This window comes from Limnothrix sp. PR1529, from assembly GCF_002742025.1.
Classification (GTDB): domain Bacteria; phylum Cyanobacteriota; class Cyanobacteriia; order CACIAM-69d; family CACIAM-69d; genus CACIAM-69d.
The window spans coordinates 1-17,307 of the sequence record NZ_LIRO01000034.1; the positions used below are offsets into that span (position 1 = coordinate 1).

The window sequence follows — 17,307 nt, forward strand, 5'->3', positions numbered from 1 at the left end:
GCCGACCCCGGAACCGACTCCTACTCCAACCCCGACTCCCGAGCCGACCCCGGAACCGACTCCCACTCCTGAGCCGACTCCTGAGCCGACTCCTGAGCCTACGCCGGAACCGACCCCGACTCCCGAGCCGACCCCGGAACCGACTCCCACTCCTGAGCCGACTCCTGAGCCGACTCCTGAGCCGACTCCTGAGCCGACCCCGGAACCCACTCCCACTTTCGAGCCTACGCCGGAACCCACTCCGACCCCGACTCCTACTCCTGAGCCGACCCCGGAACCCACTCCGAAGTCTGTGCCGGAACCTGTGAGCGTGATGGGCTTGGTGGCTTTGGGTGCTGCGCTGCGCACCATGAAGCGCCGCCGCAACTAGACCCGATCGCCTGGATGGGTGAAACCCAGTTCTGAAACCTGTTCTGTCTAGCTAATGTTGCAGCCCCTGAGATCCTGAGCGGATTTCGGGGGCTTGTTTGTAGGCGAGGTTATTCAGTGGGAAACAGGCCGATCGGGATTCGCTACCCTGAAACTAGCCAGCCTTGAGCGAGGGCGCGGGAGTTGGTTTGAGTTCACATTCAGCGATCAGGAACGATCGGGAGGATTGCGATGTTGTTGCCCCCAGCGATTCGAGATTACGTCAAAGCCCAGTTCCCGATCGAACAGCAAGAAACCGTGCTGGGAATTTTGGTGAACTATCCCCAAGACCCGGCCGCCACAGCCCATACGGAGCAAGTGTTGATGGCGGCGCTGACCCTGGCGGGTGGCAACCTGGGACAGTTGAAGGCCTATGTGGAAGTGGCGATCGAGGATGAGGCGGAGTTGCTGGGTTGGGCGGCGGCGGAAGGGATGCACCCCTAATCGGTTTTTTTGAGGGGACGCAAGTAGCCCTCGATCGCGAAGTCTTGGCCCACCGATCGCCAGGTGACCCGCTCCAGGGCGATCGCGTCGCCCATTTGCGTCAGCCCCAAATCGCCCACCGGGGACGGAGCCGCCACGCCGCCGACAATTTTGGGCGCAATAAACGCCAGGATTTTTTGCACCGATCCATCGGCGATCGCCTGGGCCGACAGGGCCCCGCCACATTCCCACAACACCGATAGAAATTGCCGCTGATTCAACACCTCGATCGCCCGGGCCGGCGACAGGTCGGGCACTTCCTGCACCTCAACACCCCGATCGCGCAACCAAGCTTGCATTTCCAGATTTGCCCCCGGCAAAGTCAACACCAAAGTTGGCGCTTCCGACGGCTCCCACAGGTGCAAAATTCGACCATCCGCCGTGGTTTGGGGCAACTCCAGTCGCCGGGTCATCACCACCCGCAGCGGATCGTGACTTTCCAGGCCGTGGCTGGTGAGCTTGGGGTTATCTCGCCGCACCGTGTTTCCCCCCACAATCACCGCATCGCAACCGGCCCGCAGGTGATGCACCTCCGCCCGGGCCCGTTCATCGGTCACCCAAGCGCTGTGGCCGTGGGTAGTGGCAATTTTGCCATCCAGGGTCATGGCATATTTCAAAATGCCCAGGGGCCGACCCTGCTGAATTCGATAAAAAAACGGCTCATTCAGCCGATCGCACGCGGCCCGTTCCACCCCCACCAAGGTTTCAATGCCCGCCGCATTCAAGGTGGCAATCCCTTGGCCCGCCACCTGGGGGTTCGGATCCACCGTTCCAATCACCACTTTGGCCACGCCCGCTTCCACCAGCGCCTTGGAACAGGGCGGCGTGCGGCCGTAGTGATTGCAGGGTTCAAGGCTGACATACACGGTGGCTCCCCGCGCCCGATCGCCCGCGGCCCGCAAGGCAAACACCTCCGCATGGGGCTGGCCCGCGCCGGGATGGAACCCTTCTCCCACCACTTCCGTACCCTGCACAATCACGCTACCCACCATTGGGTTTGGGGCCGTGCGCCCCAGGGCCTGACGCGCCAACGCTAAACAACGGCGCATCATTGCCCGATCGAACTCGGTGGCAGCGGGGGCATCGACGGCGACAAACTCAGACATAGGACGAGACAGGAGCAAGGGCGATCGCGATCGAATCCGCGATTCTTTCAACCAAATGGTATAGGCAGAGGCCCATCCACCCCCCAAAATTGCCCGATTCTGTTCTGAAGTGCCTTACCCGTCCGCTGGCCGATCGGGATCGATGCCGAGGGCGCGTAACTGTTCCGCCAGGCGATCGGCCCGTTGGCGCTCCTGTTCTGCCCGTTGGCGCTCCTGTTCTGCCCGTTGGATGGCGGCTTCGGCGCGCGATCGCTCGTTCACCAGTTGCTCGCCCAATTCCGCATAGGTCAAAAAGGGCTGACCGTTGGGCTGAAACAGATTCAGGCCGGTTTCGGTGAATTCAAAGCGGATGCCCAAGCGCGGACTCACCCAATTTTCCATGGACTCGATCGGGGTCAGCCAGGGTGTCGGTGCTGCCCCGCGCAAAAACCCGCTGAGTTCATGGCGATCGGGGTCATAGATGTAATATTCCTCGACTCCGTGGCGATCATAAAACGTCTGTTTTTTCAGCATTTCTGCTAATCGATTGCCGGGCGACAAAATCTCAAAAACCACCTGGGGGGCGATGTTTCCTTCGCGCCATTGCATATAGGAACCCCGATCGCCCTTAGCCACTCCAAACACGACCATCACATCGGGCGCTTGGCGGGTTTTGTTGTCGCCTTCCACGGGATACCAAAGCAGGTCGCCGGCCACAAACACCTGATCATTCTGGGCAAAAATCCAATCCAGGTTGCCTTGAATGACCGTAATCCAGCGGAATTGTTGGGTGTTGTCTGCCATCGGTTGGCCGTCGCTGTCGGGATAAATCACCGCTGGAGGAGTTTGCGGATCGAGTTGAGCAATCATGGGGTGGGCCTCGCGGGTGTTGCGGTTGCGGTTTGGGCCATGGCTCCCATTATGCCCATGCGGTTTGGGTGGAGCCTCAGAAAACTCGCGGCTGATGCACCGATTCGGCGGGCATTTGTTGCACGATTTCCATAGTTTTGATGCTAACGGTACAGACGCGCTGAATCAAATCGATCGCCCGTTCTTTGTAGTCGGCAAAGCGATAAGTATTAAACAGTTCGCGAATCGTTGGGTCTTTGGGGGTCTTTTCTTTGTGTTGATCTAAGACCCATTCGATCGCGCTGCGGTTGCCGAGTTTGTAGTCCCAGGCGATCGGGGGAATGCCGCTGAGGGTGGTGAGCCGATCGATTTGAATGGTTCCTTTGGTTTTGTCGGCTTTCAGTTTGGGTGGGTTGGCTTTTTCGTCGGGGGGCAGGTCGGTGCGATCGAGGGGATAGGGTTCGATCGCCTCGTAATTGATATGCCAATCCATCAGGTCGCGGCCCCAATTTGCCCATTGCCAAAAGTCTGCATAGAGGGGCAGTCGGGGAAAGTCGCGTTTGAGGTTGATTTCGTATTTTTGCCGATAGGCGGGATGGTGCAAAACGGCGTAGGTGTAATGAAAAATATCGAGCCGTTGAATCTGTGAATCCTGATAGTTATCGCGGAATTGTTGCAGCGCCCAATCGGTGATGTTTTCGCTGCGATTGCCATCGCGATCGTAGGTATAAATTGGTAGGCATTGAGTTGGACGACCGCCAAAATCTAATGCAGGAATACAATCAGCAGATTGCACCAAAAAAGGTATCTGAGTATGACTCGTAATGGCAATTACTGTGTTCTCTAAACCTGGAAAAGAGAACAGGTCAGAAATTCTATAGGTTCTTCCATTAAAGTGTGGATCAAAATACAAATGAATTTGACTATATGGGCGGCAGCAGCTTTTTCTGATCGATTTAGGGTCAAATTTCTTCTGAATACCTCTCTTTAAATAATTTTCCAGGTCTTCATCCCATTTCATATCAAGAGAATCGCGGCGCTTACCAGTTTTTAGGCGCTCTTGATAGGCGGCGATCATATACTTCACTTTCTGCTCAAGGCTTTCGCGAGAGAAGTCATAAACCCACTCATCTCGCTGGGTTTTTACGCCCGCCGAAAACAGACGAAAGACACATTGATCGCCCCGGCCCGCCTTCACTTCCTTATCAACCAGCGGCAACAACTGATCAAAATCGTTATCCGTCTGATTAATCCAGTTTTGTTTCGCATCGGGCCTAATCCGCACCATCTCGGACTTTGCCAACAATTCCAGTGAGCTTTCAGCCAAAAATCGCAGCTTTTCCTTCGCCGTCGCCATTTCTGGCTGATCGATGTAGAAAATTCGGCAATTGCGCTTTTCGCCCGGTTCAACTGGCAACTTCACACAAAAGGCGATCGCCACGCCCGCTTGAATTCCAAACACATTGTGCGTTGTACCCGAAAGCTTCGGATTTTCGCGCACATCACCCCCTAAATCCATCAAGTAAATATAGTCAAATTCCTCAAAAAAGCACTTCCGAACGCCATCAAAAGCCCGAGAGTTAATGAATGATCGATTCGTAATAAACGAAATGATTCCCTGACCACGCAACCGATCGGCTGCCCAACGATAAAACCGCACATACATATCGTAAACAGCGATCTGATTCTGGGCTGTTCCTTTTTTGATATAGGTTTCTTTAACCCGTTGATCAATTTCCTTGTAAGGACGATTTGGATTGCGGAGATTAAAATTTTCCTGCCAAGCGTTATAGGGCGGATTGCCAATAATCACCGTCAAATCTTCCGCATTTTGCCGCCGAATCCGTTCCGTATTTTCCACCGAAATCGAAAACAGATCCTTTTGCTCCTCCTTCAACCCCGCATGATCCAACGTATCCAAAAAGCAAATATTGTTGAACTCCTCATAACGCTCCATCCTTTGCTGATAGCAATATTCAATATTCAAGTTCGCAATGTAGTAAGGCAAAATTGCCACCTCATTGCAAAACAAATCCTCCCGATACTTCTGGGCAAGCAATTCTTTTGACAGATTTTTTGACCAATGATCAATCAATTCCGTGATAAACGTCCCCGTACCTGTCGCCGGATCGAGAATCTTCACACCCACATCCAACAACAACCGATCAAAATGTTTATCCAGTAGGTAATCCGTCCCCTGGATCATGAACTTCACAATTTCCGACGGCGTGTAGACAATCCCCAGCCGATCAGCCGCCTTCGGGTTATAGGCCTTGTAGAAATTTTCGTAAACCGACTTCAGAAACTCCTGCTTCTCGTGATGATCCGCGATCGCCGCCGACTGCTGACGAATCACCCCGTAATAGTGATCGATCGACTTCAGCACATTTCGCCGCAACCCACCCGTAAAAAACGTATCCACCACCGATTGCACTTGCCGCGCAATGTTGTTATCCCGGTGAAATTGCGCGTCATTAAACACATTCAGGAAAATATCCTCAGACAAAATATGCTGAATCAAAATTTCCTGTACATCAAACAGCGTAATTTGCGGATTAATCGACGTTTTGCAAGTTTCCCAAAACCGATCGCGCAACTCCAAAAATCGCTGATTGCTAGTTTCTTCTTGGGCGATCGTTTCCCGCAACACCTCCACAATTTGCGGCAAATCCTCCCGAAACTTCTCGATCGCCTGCCGGAATCCCTTCACCTCCGGCCGCTCATAATCTAAAAACTGATTGAGACAATTATCGAGTTCGTCAGGTTTGGCTAGGTCAATCCTAGAAACTTCAGAGCCATTTTGATATAAGATTGCTTCTCTTGTATTTTCAAACAGGATGTTATCGTTTGGATAACCCTTGTCGAATTTTGCTTCGATTTCCTGATCTAGATCATCCTTTTCATCTTTTGCTTCCCAATAGCCCAAATCAAAGTGCAGGTAGTTCTGTACTACACCATCAAATCTGATCAGATTGCCTCTAGAAGTATGGCGACTGAGCTGAGTAACTAGTTGATAGCTTCGTCGATCACAATAGGACGACAAAAGCAATAAAAATGCACCGCTGGTTACACCTTCATTAGTACTGGCCCCGCGCAAACGCTCTAACCGCTTGTAGTACTCATTGATTAGCAGGCGCGACATATCCCAATCTCCCAGCCAAAATGCGGACATCCCACCCGCAAAGATCCTATTTTTTTGTATCACATTTCAGGAAACCATAGGGATTTTGCGGATCGGATTTTTCCGCATCGATCGCTCCATTCAACAAGGCCCGATCGGGTAGGGGCGTACCGCTGTACGCCCTCCAACCGGGTCGATCGGTTGCCATGAATTGACAATTCGAGATTTCGCGTATCGGAGGGCGCATGGCGATGCGCCCCTACGGGAATTGATCGATTTTTTCCGCATCGATCGCTCCATTCAACAAGGCCCGATCGGGTAGGGGCGTACCGCTGTACGCCCTCCAACCGGGTCGATCGGTTGAGTGGTCAGAATTTTCGGTATATGGGAGAAAAATCAACCATTTCATCACAATTTAGCCTTACTTCCATCCAACCGACGGGATGATCGATTCAGTTGATCATTGACATTTAAGGATTCATATTTTCTCAGCAGTTTGATGCGATCTTAAGGATCACGCAAACTAATCACTCAGAACAAAAGTAAGCGCAATGACTGTAGTAGCCGTGTTGGGCATGGGGTTAATGGGTCGGGCCGCAGCCGGGCGGCTGGCAGCAACGGGGCAGGAGGTGCTGGCTTGGAACCGATCGCCCGAGGCTCTGGAATCGTTGCAAGGGATCGATCGCCTGAACACTACGACGGACTTGGCGGCGGCGATCGCCCCGGCCGATCGGGTGGTGTTGTGGCTGGCGGATGGGGCCGCGATTCGATCGGTGCTGCTGGATCGGGCGATCGGGGCGCTGTTGGCGGACAAAACCGTGGTGCAAATGGGGACGATCGCCCCGGAGGAAAGCCGGGCGATCGGCGCGGAGTTGACCGCCTTGGGCTGTGACTATTACGAAGCGCCCGTCCTGGGCAGCATTCCCGAACTGAGCGCGGGTAAGTTGCTGTTGATGGTGGGGGCCACGCCGCAGCAGTTTGAGCGCGATCGGGCTTGGTTGCAAACCTTTGGCCCTGAGCCGCTGTTGGTGGGGCCCGTGGGGTCAGCGGCGGCCCTGAAACTGGCCATGAATCAGTTGATTGGGTCGCTGACCACGGCGTTTGCGGCTAGTTTGGCCCTGGTGCAGCGGGAAGGGATTGCCGTGGAGACCTTTTTGCAGATTTTGCGACCCAGCGCCCTCTACGCGCCGACCTTTGACAAGAAATTGCAACGGATGCTCGATCGGGACTTCGATCGCCCCAATTTCCCCACGAAGCATCTGCTGAAGGATCTGGACTTGTTCAGCCAGGCGGCAGGGGCCCAAGGAATCGAGACGGCTCCGGTTCAGGCGGTGCGGGCGGTGGTGGAACGGGCGATCGCCCAGGGGTTGGGCAACACGGACTATTCGGCGCTGTTTGCGGCGATCGCTCCGGCGACGGAACCGGAACCTTAGGCCGATTGGGCAGCGGCGTGAATGGGCGATCGTTGGGGCGATCGTTTTTAAAATGAGCTTTGGGCTACGGCGGCCGTTGCCAACGGTCATGGTGACTGCTGTTTAGCCCTTGAAGCTTTCATCGATTCATCGTTGAATAGTTATTCTGAATTCATCATCCCCGATCGCCCACCCGATCAACCCGCCTGCTCCCATCCCCTAGACCCCAAGTTGCTGCCATGTCCTCTGTTCTGTTGAATCCTGTCGATCGCACCACCGGGCCCCGCGCCCGTCGGGTCTACATCGTCGGTGCGGGCGTGGCGGGTTTGTTGACCGCTTGGGCCATTCGTCAAACGGGCCAAACGGAACTGCCCTTGGTCATGGTCGATCGCGCCGCCACACCGGGGGCGGGCCTGACGGCGGGCAATGGGCGCAGCCTGACGGCCACCGAAGGGCTGGTGGCCGGCGGTCTCACGGCCGCGCAATTGGCCCAGGCCTTTGAAACACCTGTGGATCAGGGGGGCTATGCCTATCCGGGGTTTGTGGCTCAGGGGGCCGATCGAGCCGCGATCGGGGCATTTTTGGAGCGGGCGCGGGCCCAGGAAGCCACGGCGGCCGATCGGGAGCGGGCCATGCTGCAATTGGGGTTCCGCAATTTGCACCTTTGGCGCGAGCTGGCTGCTCAAGATCCGCACCTGGCGGCCCGCACCGGTTTGCAATTGGGGGCGAAACTGCGGGTTTATCAGGGGCCCCAGGCTGAAACCAAGGCCAACCAAGAGGTGGCGCGGCTGCATCGGGCCGCAGGCGATCGCTCCGTGGCGGCTCTGGTGTCGGTGGCGGAGGCCTTGGCCCTGAATCCCGGTTTGGCTCCTTTTTTGGGAGCGGCGGCCTTTGCGGGCCAAATCACCCGCCAACCGGGGGGCGCGATCCATGCGGGCCGATTGGTGGCGGAATTGACCGATCGGTTGAACCAAATGGGGCGGATTCAGTGGCAACTGAACACGGAAATTGCCGGAATCGATCGGGATGCCAGCGGTCAAATCCAGCAATTGCGGGCCCACCAAGGGGGCAAAGCGATCACCCTCGGCCGCGCCACCGATCGGTTCATCTTTGCCACAGGGTTTGATCCGCTGCTGGAACAAAGCGGCGCGGTCAGCCAACCGCTCTTCCCGATCGCGGGCACATCGATCACGTTCGCCATTGCCCGATCGGCGATCGCCCAGGGTCTGACCTTTCCCCGCCGGGCCTGGAAACAGGACGGCAGCGCCGGGCCATTGGTGATCAGCCCCACCCTGATTCCGGCGACGGCTTTTCTCGATTGGTTGGATCAGCAGCGGGCGCTCGATCGCTTAGCCCTAGATGGGATTGGAGAGGCCACCGATTGGATCGATCGCACCTGGGCCGCGGCCTGGGGCGATCGGCCGATTCCCCTGGATGTTTTGGATCCGCGTCGGCTCGATCGATTCCAACCGGAAGCCCTGGGAGCCAACGCCGGAACTTGGGAAATTCGGATCGGCGGCTGCAAGTTCTATCCCGGGGTCGATCGGCCCCTCGATTTGCAACACCCCGGCGCACGGTGGGCCCTGCGATCGCAACTGAGGGCGGCGGCGCAGTTCTTTCCGGAACTGTGGGCGCTCCATGGCTCCCCCAATTTGGAGTCCGAATCCCCAGATTGGGCATCGTTGGCGGCTCTGCAACCCTGGGTGGGGGCGCGGCCAGTCCATGCGGATGGCCAATCAACGGTGGCTCCCTGTGGCCCCAATGGGTTTGTGATTACGGGAACCGGGTCTTGGGGTTTGGCCAGCGGCCCCGGCAATGGGCAACGGGCGGCCGGTTGGCTGGCGGATTTGCCCGCCGCGATCGACTCCTAAAGATCCAGGAAATCAAGATCCAGAAAATCAAGAAATCAGCACCCAAAAATCAGCGCCCAAACAAGCGGCCCAAAGTTCATGAGCCGCTCAAAACCAAAAGGCGATGGCCATTGAGACCACCGCCTTTTTGGGCTTAAAAGTTCAGGTTGAAAACCAAGGGCCGGGTCAATTACAGACCGTTCGCAAAGGTTTGGAACACGCCCGACTGCACCACGGAATAGACCGCGTAAGCGAAGGCCGCGCCGCCGATGCCACCGATCGTGAAGCCGCCAGCGAACTCGCTCCAGCCTTCCTTCGTGCCCAACTCAGCGGGCACTTCGGACACGGCCACGGAGGCCAAAGGAGCCTTGGTCGTCACGTTGCCATAGACCGACAGGCACAGCGACAGAATCGTCACCAAAATAATTGCTTCAATCAAGCCCACCAAAGTGCCGTAGCTGGTGTTGCGGAATTGGCTCGTGAAGGCAAAGGGCCCAAACAGCAAATAACCATGGGCCATGCCCACTTCCAAACCACGACGAATCGGCGACAGCCCCTTGCGGTAGGCCGGCAGATTTTGAATCAAAGCCTTCGTAAAACCAGAACCGGAGATCGGAGTCACCAGATCGCCGACCTGGGGATCGCCGTTATGAGAAACCACGTCCAAAGCCATAGTTTTCCCTCTAGAGGTTAAGCGTGCAATCAGCGGGACAAAGCGTTTTCAAAACTGGTTGTTTGGATCGTGGGCCGGTGTTCTGGCTGCCCTTTGGCAGACCCAACCCAACGCCCAAACTGCGATCGCCCTTTATTTAGAAGGGCGGCACCAAGTAATCCGGATGGAACCGGTTGAATTCAATCAACAGGCCAGCGGTGAAGGTAACCCAAGCGGCTGCCAACACGGGAGCCGAGGACAAATAGCGCTGCAAGTCTTTCATGGATGGTCTCCGAATCCAGATCTCTAAAAACAGGGGAGTGGGGGTCGATCGGCCATGGCCCAGGCGGGAACGGAAACGGGGCGATCGCTGATAACAGGGAAGCGATCACCGGGTCGGTTGGTTGTGCCTCCCAGCCCCAGGCGATCGCTCACAGAATCAGTTGTTTGCCAGCAACGGAGGCTGACCGATCGAGGTCGTCATCCGATTTGTCACCATAAACCTGTGCCCTTACCGCACCCCGGTAAACCAACCGGGTTTAGCGAGGCGAAACCGTAATTTCGCTGTCTTTGGCCAACAACTTACCGCTGCTGAATTCAGCCAAGGCCGCTGCGGGCCAAGCCGCACCACCCAAGGAGCACTTCACAGCCAAAGGCACGTTGATGATGATTTCGCTTTCTTCGGGGCTGTCACCCTTCTTGACGGCTTGCAGGTACGAACGACCAGCCCAGCCAATCCAGCCAGCGATGTACAGGAAAGCCAAGCTCGGGATCGTGAATTCTGCCAGGTGAGACAGGTTGCCATCGGTGATCAAGTGAGGCAGACCCTCTTCACCGCACAGCAGCGTGGAATACTTTTCAAAACGAGCTTTCGCCTGGGGCGTGGTGGCTGCTTTGGCGCGTTGGACGAAGGCAGCGTTCTGGCCGCAGGGGGTCAGGTTAGCGTAGTAATCTGCCTTAGCCGGGGCAGCAAACCCAAACCAGAGGCAAACCGCTAGCGCAATTGCAAACAACTGACGCATAGATTGTTTCCTTTCTTTATGAAACAATACGTTTCTGTTACAAATCACGGCAATTTGTCGCGAGAACTTTGCCCGATCGCCCCGTGGGTTTGGATCCCTTTAAGGAGGAACACCAGACCGCGCAAGGCTAGGCAGAGGGCGCGTTTGAAGTCTTCAGCCGAAACCAGTTAGACTTCAACAAATGGCCAATACTGCCCCTCACCATATCAGCCAAATTCCCAACGATGGCGACTGCTTTAGCAATTGAAACAAGTTGTGATGAGACGGCGGTGGCGATCGTAAAGAATCGTCAAGTGCTGGCCAATGTGGTCTCGTCGCAAATTGCCCTCCACCAGCCCTACGGCGGCATTGTGCCGGAGGTGGCTTCCCGGGGCCACGTGGAAACGATTAATTGGACGATCGCCCAAGCGCTCCAGGAATCGGGTCTCGATTGGGGGGCGATCGACGCGGTGGCGGCCACCAGTGCGCCCGGTTTGGTTGGGGCCCTGTTGGTGGGGCTGACGGCGGGCAAAACCCTGGCCATGCTGCACCAAAAACCCTTTTTGGCCGTGCATCACCTGGAAGGCCATATCTGCGCCTCCTATTTAATGGAGCCAACGTTGCAGCCGCCGTTCCTGTGTCTGTTGGTTTCTGGGGGCCACACCAGCTTGATTGCGGTGCGCGACTCGGGTGTTTATGAAACGGTGGGTCAAACCCGGGATGACGCGGCGGGGGAGGCTTTTGACAAGGTGGCGCGGCTGATGGGCTTGGGCTATCCGGGCGGGCCCGTGATCGATCGCCTGGCGGCCGAGGGCAATCCCAAGGCTTTCAAGTTGCCGGAAGGGCGCGTTTCGTTGCCGGACGGGGGCTTTCATCCCTACGATTGCAGCTTCAGCGGCCTGAAAACAGCCATGTTGCGATTGGTGCAAAAACTGCAAGCGGAATCCCCTGAGCTGCCTTTGGCAGATTTGGCCGCCAGCTTCCAAACGGCGGTGGTGAATGCCCTCACCAAGCGAACGATCGCGGCGGCACAGGATCTGGGCCTTTCGACGATCGCGATCGGGGGTGGGGTGGCGGCCAATCGTGGCTTGCGGGCAACCCTGGCGGCGGCGGCGGAACCCTTGGGGCTACGGGTTTTGTTCCCGCCCATGCAGTTCTGCACCGACAATGCGGCCATGATTGCCTGTGCGGCCGGTGAACATTTCGATCGGGAGCGACAATCGCCCCTCAGCACCGCCGCCCAATCGCGCCTGGGTTTGGAACAGGTGCTAACGCTCTATCCGAAGATGGAACCCCCGAAACAATCTCCCTGGGTGCTGGAATCCCTGAAGACCTAGGAAGGTTGGGCAATTCCCGTTGAACGATCGGAGCCAGATCCACAGGGACGATTTCCAGTTAATTGAGCAAGAGCGGTGGCCCTCAAAAACAACGGGACTCCACCAGGGAACTGGGCGACACCCCTCCCATCATCGCGCCACTGTCCCAAGTCAGATCAGAAAACATTGAGGGCAGCGGTAACCGCAAGCAGAAACTGCTGCCTTCTCCCAAGGTTGAGTTCACTGTCAGCTCGCCCTGATGTCGATCGACCACAATTTGGCGGGCGATCGCCAAACCCAACCCCGTGCCGCGCCCCACGCCTTTGGTCGTGAAAGCCCAATCAAAAATGCGCTGCTGCACCGCTTCACTCATTCCAAAGGCATTATCACGAATCCAAATTTCCACCGATTGTTGATCGGGTGCTAGGAGGGTTTCGATCGTGATGGTTGGCTGCCGAGTTGCCAATTCCATAAAGGATTGTTGATGGGTGGCTTCATCGAAGGCATCGATCGCGTTAGCCAACAAATTCATAAAAACCTGGTTGAGCTGTCCCGGAAAGCAAGGCACTTCCGGCAAGTTCCCATACAGTTTTTGAACCAAAATTTCTGGGCGGCGATCGCTCGCTTTCAGGCGATATTTCAAAATCAACAAGGTACTATCCAAGCCCTCATGGATATCTGCCAACACCTGAGCATCTTCATTATCACTATCCGATCGCGAAAAAGTTCGCAAACTGGTGCTAATTTCTGCGATGCGATGGCTAGCGGCCTTCATAGAATCCAGAATGTTGGGCAAGTCTTCGCGAATTAAGTCCAGCTCAATATCTTCCGCATGATCCAAAATTTGGGCACTCGCTTCCGAGTAGGTCTGTTGATAACAGTCCAAATGCTCCATCAAATCTTCCAAATAGTCTTGAATGTGCTCAATGCTGCCCCGTAAAAACCCGATCGGGTTATTAATTTCATGGGCAATCCCTGCCACCAGGTTTCCCAGGGCAGACATTTTTTCACTTTGAATTAGGTGCAATTGGGAAGCTTGCAGAGCCGCATTTTTTTGATCCAAATCCTGTTCTAATTCTTTGGTCAGTGATCGAATTTGCAAATGGGTTTTGACCCTTGCGAGCACTTCTTGTTCTTGGAAGGGCTTCGTGATGTAATCAGCGGCTCCTAAGTCTAAGGCCCTAATTTTGCTATCCGTATCCGACAGCGCGGTCATAAAAATAATTGGCACCGATCGAGTCAAGGGATCGGCCTTCAAGCGCTGGCAAGTTTCAAACCCGTCAATTCCCGGCATCATCACATCCAAGAGAATCAAATCCGGCAGTTCTCGCTGCACCTGCTGTAGCGCCCGTTCACCGCTGGTGGCAATGGCCACCTCGAGTCCCGCATCGCTCAACGCTTCACAAACCACATCCAAATTCGTTGGCGTATCATCCACAATCAAAATCAAACCCGATAGCATATTGGTCATGAGAACTCTCCAAAGGTTGATGGCTGACTGGTAATGGCTGACCCAACAATGGCCGGCTCAGTGTGATCTTCGCTGGGCAGCGATTGATCTTGACTGGCCAGGGCCGTTTGCAGCAGGGTTTCAATCCGTTCCGCTTGGAAGGTTTTCGCCAAAGATCGTAATTCCTTCCAGAAGGATTGCAGTTGCGGATCTTGGGTTTGCAGGGGGTCAATAACTGCCAAGAGTTGTTTTAAGCGTCCCCGCTGGGCCAGATCTAGCAGATTTTCCAGGGTTGCCCGATCGGGTAAATGAATGGCTTTTTGTTCAGTGAATTCATCTGTTAAATGGGCTGCTGTGGATTGAGAACCCGCAGCAACATCCTCCGATTCATAGCGCCAAACCACGCCCAAATGGCGCTGCAAACTGTCCAGCAAACTTGCCATTGACACTGGCTTGGCCAGAAAATCATCACCACCCGCTTCGATGCTAGTTTGGCGATCGAGTTGCGTCACAGAAGCGGAAGAAACCAAGATTTTTAAGTAACAGAGCAGCGGATCATTGCGGACTTTTTTCAGCATTTCAAAGCCATCCATCACAGGCATGGCTAAATCCGTAATTACCAAATCTGGGAGCTGATTGGGAATCTGCGATCGCAAATAGTTCAAGGCCACTTGCCCATTTTCCGCTTCGACCAAACCAAATCCTAGCGGCTCTAGAAATGCCACCAGCACCGATCGATTCTCGGGGCGATCATCCACAATCAGCAAATTGCGCTTCGCCCCCTCATAGCCCACCACCAATTGACTGTAGGACTCCAGCAACGGCACTTGCCAGCGATCAGTTTCTGGGAATGACAACTGGAACGAAAAAACACTCCCCACGCCCAAGGTACTTTGTACTTGAATGGTTCCGCCCATCAACTGCACCATTTGCCGGCTGATGGCCAAACCCAAACCAGTTCCTTCGGCATTTCTGCGGCGATCGCCCACCTGCTCAAAGGCCGTGAACAAACGCCCCAACTGATCGACACTCATGCCAATGCCCGTGTCTTTCACCACGAACCGCAAGCAAGGTTGTGCTGGTTGGTGGGATTTTGCGGCGGTTTCCACGGGGCGATCGACCCATTGCACCTGCAACGTCACCGATCCCGTACCGGTGAACTTAATGGCATTGCCCAACAAATTAATCAACACTTGACGCAGGCGTTTTTCATCCAACAGCAACCCCTCCGGCAAAGGGCGATCAGCTTCATAGATAAAATTCAGTTCTTTCTGTTCGGCACGGATTTTGCAAATTTCGATCACACTTTGCAAAAATGCTGGAAAATTCACCGGAGCAGGCAAAATTTCTAGCTTTCGCGCTTCGATTTTAGACAGATCTAAAATGTCATTAATCAAATTCAACAGATGGGAGCCGCATTGGTAAATTACCGTTAACCCATGCTTCTCCTTTTCGGTCATGGTGCGCGATCGCAGAAGGATTTGGGCATAGCCTAAAATGCCATTCAGCGGTGTTCGCAATTCATGGCTCATATTGGCCAAAAATTCACTCTTGGCCGTGTTAGCCACATCCGCCGCCTCTTTAGCTTTGGCCAGGGCCACCGTTTGCTGTTGGGCTTGATTTAGCAAGGCAATATTTTGGGTAAAAATCTGCTCAAATGTTTTTGCCAAAAAGCCGATTTCATGGTCAGGCATTTGCGGAGGCAAGGTGAAAGTCATGCCTGCTTGGCTAACCCCGATCGCCTGCTGAAGCTGATTCAAAGGCCGCAACACCAGGCGCTGCAACAGCAAAGTTCCCAAACCCAAAATGCCAATGATGCCAGCCCCCCAAGTCACCATGGAAGTCAAAAAACTCTGGCGAATTTCCAAGGCCGTTTGCTCTTGATCCAGCATTACCACGGCCAACCCTCGTTTCCCTTGCACCTGAAAAAGCGTGCTGCTAAAGGGCATCAGGCTCACCAACACCGATCGCCCCTGCAATTGCATGGGATAACTGGCTTCGACCCCCGAAGCGGCTGCACCTTGAATCGGTTCCGCCAGTCCAGGATATTTCGCAGCATAGGATTGGTTTTCTAGGAAGCCGGAACTATGGGTTAAAACCGTGCCATCGGGTCGCAAAATGGCAATTTCCAACACCGTTGGCAAGGTGGCATAATTTTGCACCACTCGCCGCAAAATGCTCTCTTGGCTAATTTCCAGCAGTCCTTCCGTCGCAAACTGCAACCCTTGGGTAATGGCAAAGGCCCGCTTGCCCATTTGGTTTTGCAATTGGGCCGAAATCAGGTGATAGTTCACGCCCAAAATGGACACCCCGATCGCCATCAGGGAAATTCCTAGCTTGCTGAGGAGCTGCCGAGCCAAGCTGCGGGCAGGGGCAACCGCTTTGGGAGATTTGGGCGATGGGGTAATGATGATTGTCCCGGACTTTTGGTTTGGGTTTTGGCTTGAAATTAGGGTTTCCATTGTTCAATTGCAGTCATCATCGGCCCACGATCAAACTCAATATCTTCACGAATAACCTGGCGATGGCGCGGGTCTAACTTCAGCAACTGCACAATTTCATTTTTAGCGGCTTCAAGACGACCCTCAAACATCCGGCGATTCAATTCAACTCCACCTTTGAGCAGGCCAGAATAGTCCTTAGCAACGGATTCGGGCGTTTGGCCCAACTGACGCGCAATGCTGGCAAACACGCGATCAGGCTGGGTATCCACCGCATGAATCGCATCCAACCAAGCCAACATGAGTTGGGTTAATTCCGCTTGATGATTCGCCGCAAAGCTAGCCCGCGTGGCCAATCCATCAATCACCAAACTATCCACATCTTTGGTGGTAAAAATCACTTTACCTTTAATTTTGTCCGCCGTTTCACTCAGCAATGGTTCCCAAACCACCGCCGCATCCACTTCGCCTTTGGACAACAACTGCACGGCAATATCGTTGGAAACGTCTTTAATTTTCACGTCCGTTGGCTTCAGTTGCTGAGACTGCAAAGCCTCTAGCAAGATCAGATGGCTGACGGTTCCCAACTTGGCCGCCACAGTTTTGCCCCGCAAATCTTTCACCGAGGGCACGGACGATCGCGCCACAATCCCATCGGAACCATGGGAAATGTCCGCCACCATCACATAGGCCGGGCGATCGTTCCCCGGGTCTACCTGCATTGCCTCCCACAGGGGCACAAAACTGGCATCCAACGAGCCGCGAATGGTAGCCCGAATATTATCTTGCTGATTGGTGAAGCGCACTAACTCCACCTGGAGACCGCGCTTTTGGAAGAGGCCCGCTTCTTTGGCGTAGAGGGCAATCATGTAGCCGGGCCAATTATTCATCCCCACTCGCAAGGTCGGCAGCTCGCGATTTCCACCGGCCAAGCAGCCATGAATCACCAGGCTCAGAACGAATGCACAAACCAACAGAAATTGTGGGAACCGTTTGGGTCGAAATTTTTGGGGAACCATCATTTTGGAGCCATCAGTTTCAGCAATGAAGAGGATAGGAGCAGTGAGTGGCAGGCTCACTCTGAGCCGAGGGCCGATCGGTCATTCAGACCGAACCACAACAACAGATGGCAATTCAACTTTTTTAGGATTATTTTATTTTTTCTCTGATTCATAGCCTCAGGATTTAGCTTTCACAGGCCGCTTTACAAGCAATGCCGGAACAACCAGGATTGATCAA

Annotated in this window: 14 protein-coding genes; 5 read left to right on the plus strand and 9 right to left on the minus strand. The window is 54.7% G+C overall.

All coding sequences use genetic code 11. From position 1 onward, the window contains the following. On the plus strand, window positions 1-370 hold a 370-nt coding region (locus AMR42_RS05110; RefSeq protein WP_143472944.1), incomplete at its 5' end, for a PEP-CTERM sorting domain-containing protein. Between the two features lie 230 nt (window positions 371-600). Then, on the plus strand, window positions 601-852 hold the full coding sequence (locus tag AMR42_RS05115; protein ID WP_099532386.1) for a hypothetical protein: 252 nt from the start codon (window positions 601-603) through the stop codon (window positions 850-852). Here the strand turns inward: AMR42_RS05115 and ribD are convergent. The 3 genes from ribD to AMR42_RS05130 form a co-directional block, all read right to left on the minus strand. Continuing rightward, on the minus strand, window positions 849-1,997 hold the full coding sequence (ribD, locus tag AMR42_RS05120) for a bifunctional diaminohydroxyphosphoribosylaminopyrimidine deaminase/5-amino-6-(5-phosphoribosylamino)uracil reductase RibD (RefSeq protein ID WP_099532422.1): 1,149 nt from the start codon (window positions 1,995-1,997) through the stop codon (window positions 849-851). The genes AMR42_RS05115 and ribD overlap by 4 nt on opposite strands. 114 nt (window positions 1,998-2,111) lie before the next feature. Next, on the minus strand, window positions 2,112-2,846 hold the full coding sequence (locus tag AMR42_RS05125; RefSeq protein WP_099532387.1) for a Uma2 family endonuclease: 735 nt from the start codon (window positions 2,844-2,846) through the stop codon (window positions 2,112-2,114). Between the two features lie 76 nt (window positions 2,847-2,922). Further along, window positions 2,923-5,997, minus strand: a complete 3,075-nt coding sequence (locus AMR42_RS05130; protein ID WP_234406632.1) for a type ISP restriction/modification enzyme — start codon at window positions 5,995-5,997, stop codon at window positions 2,923-2,925. A gap of 500 nt (window positions 5,998-6,497) precedes the next feature. Here AMR42_RS05130 and AMR42_RS05135 point away from each other — a divergent pair, with 500 nt between their 5' ends. Together AMR42_RS05135 and AMR42_RS05140 are read left to right on the plus strand one after the other, a co-directional pair. Further along, entirely contained in the window at window positions 6,498-7,379 is an 882-nt protein-coding gene (locus AMR42_RS05135) for an NAD(P)-dependent oxidoreductase (RefSeq protein WP_099532388.1), read from the plus strand. A 218-nt stretch (window positions 7,380-7,597) separates the two neighbouring features. After that, entirely contained in the window at window positions 7,598-9,229 is a 1,632-nt protein-coding gene (locus AMR42_RS05140) for an FAD-dependent oxidoreductase (protein ID WP_099532389.1), read from the plus strand. A 169-nt stretch (window positions 9,230-9,398) separates the two neighbouring features. Here the strand turns inward: AMR42_RS05140 and AMR42_RS05145 are convergent, their stop codons facing one another. The 3 genes from AMR42_RS05145 to AMR42_RS05155 all read right to left on the minus strand — a co-directional run bounded on the left by AMR42_RS05145 (window position 9,399) and on the right by AMR42_RS05155 (window position 10,882). Then, window positions 9,399-9,881, minus strand: coding sequence for a photosystem I reaction center subunit XI (locus AMR42_RS05145; RefSeq protein WP_099532390.1), 483 nt, complete (start codon window positions 9,879-9,881; stop codon window positions 9,399-9,401). Window positions 9,882-10,017: 136 nt separating this feature from the next. Beyond that, a complete protein-coding gene (gene psaJ / locus AMR42_RS05150) occupies window positions 10,018-10,143 on the minus strand; it encodes a photosystem I reaction center subunit IX (RefSeq protein WP_099532391.1) in 126 nt (41 codons plus the stop codon). 256 nt (window positions 10,144-10,399) lie between these two features. Further along, window positions 10,400-10,882: a Photosystem I reaction center subunit III gene (locus AMR42_RS05155; RefSeq protein ID WP_099532392.1), complete on the minus strand. Its 483-nt coding sequence runs from the start codon at window positions 10,880-10,882 to the stop codon at window positions 10,400-10,402. Between the two features lie 224 nt (window positions 10,883-11,106). Here AMR42_RS05155 and tsaD point away from each other — a divergent pair, with 224 nt between their 5' ends. Further along, window positions 11,107-12,198 carry a tRNA (adenosine(37)-N6)-threonylcarbamoyltransferase complex transferase subunit TsaD gene (tsaD, locus tag AMR42_RS05160; protein WP_099532393.1) on the plus strand — a complete coding sequence of 364 codons (1,092 nt, stop codon included), beginning with the start codon at window positions 11,107-11,109 and terminating at the stop codon, window positions 12,196-12,198. An 82-nt stretch (window positions 12,199-12,280) separates the two neighbouring features. Here the strand turns inward: tsaD and AMR42_RS05165 are convergent, their stop codons facing one another. The 3 genes from AMR42_RS05165 to AMR42_RS05175 are packed head-to-tail and all read right to left on the minus strand — an operon-like array spanning window position 12,281 to window position 17,147. Continuing rightward, on the minus strand, window positions 12,281-13,648 hold the full coding sequence (locus AMR42_RS05165; protein WP_099532394.1) for a sensor histidine kinase: 1,368 nt from the start codon (window positions 13,646-13,648) through the stop codon (window positions 12,281-12,283). Further along, complete coding sequence (locus tag AMR42_RS05170; protein ID WP_099532395.1) at window positions 13,645-16,089, minus strand: ATP-binding protein; 2,445 nt, start codon at window positions 16,087-16,089, stop codon at window positions 13,645-13,647. Before AMR42_RS05170 ends, AMR42_RS05165 begins: the two co-directional genes overlap by 4 nt. Further along, the gene (locus tag AMR42_RS05175) at window positions 16,077-17,147 is read right to left on the minus strand and encodes an ABC transporter substrate-binding protein (protein WP_099532396.1); all 1,071 of its coding nucleotides are present in this window, start codon (window positions 17,145-17,147) and stop codon (window positions 16,077-16,079) included. The genes AMR42_RS05170 and AMR42_RS05175 overlap by 13 nt, the downstream gene beginning before the upstream one ends. Between the last annotated feature and the right edge of the window lie 160 nt (window positions 17,148-17,307).

Coding starts and splice junctions, on each gene's coding strand:
- AMR42_RS05145 (WP_099532390.1), bottom strand. CDS start 9,881: ATGGCTTTGGACGTGGTTTCTCATAACGGCGATCCCCAGGTCGGCGAT.
- AMR42_RS05135 (WP_099532388.1), top strand. CDS start 6,498: ATGACTGTAGTAGCCGTGTTGGGCATGGGGTTAATGGGTCGGGCCGCA.
- AMR42_RS05115 (WP_099532386.1), top strand. CDS start 601: ATGTTGTTGCCCCCAGCGATTCGAGATTACGTCAAAGCCCAGTTCCCG.
- tsaD (WP_099532393.1), top strand. CDS start 11,107: ATGGCGACTGCTTTAGCAATTGAAACAAGTTGTGATGAGACGGCGGTG.
- AMR42_RS05140 (WP_099532389.1), top strand. CDS start 7,598: ATGTCCTCTGTTCTGTTGAATCCTGTCGATCGCACCACCGGGCCCCGC.
- psaJ (WP_099532391.1), bottom strand. CDS start 10,143: ATGAAAGACTTGCAGCGCTATTTGTCCTCGGCTCCCGTGTTGGCAGCC.
- ribD (WP_099532422.1), bottom strand. CDS start 1,997: ATGTCTGAGTTTGTCGCCGTCGATGCCCCCGCTGCCACCGAGTTCGAT.
- AMR42_RS05155 (WP_099532392.1), bottom strand. CDS start 10,882: ATGCGTCAGTTGTTTGCAATTGCGCTAGCGGTTTGCCTCTGGTTTGGG.
- AMR42_RS05165 (WP_099532394.1), bottom strand. CDS start 13,648: ATGACCAATATGCTATCGGGTTTGATTTTGATTGTGGATGATACGCCA.
- AMR42_RS05170 (WP_099532395.1), bottom strand. CDS start 16,089: ATGGAAACCCTAATTTCAAGCCAAAACCCAAACCAAAAGTCCGGGACA.
- AMR42_RS05125 (WP_099532387.1), bottom strand. CDS start 2,846: ATGATTGCTCAACTCGATCCGCAAACTCCTCCAGCGGTGATTTATCCC.
- AMR42_RS05130 (WP_234406632.1), bottom strand. CDS start 5,997: ATGTCCGCATTTTGGCTGGGAGATTGGGATATGTCGCGCCTGCTAATC.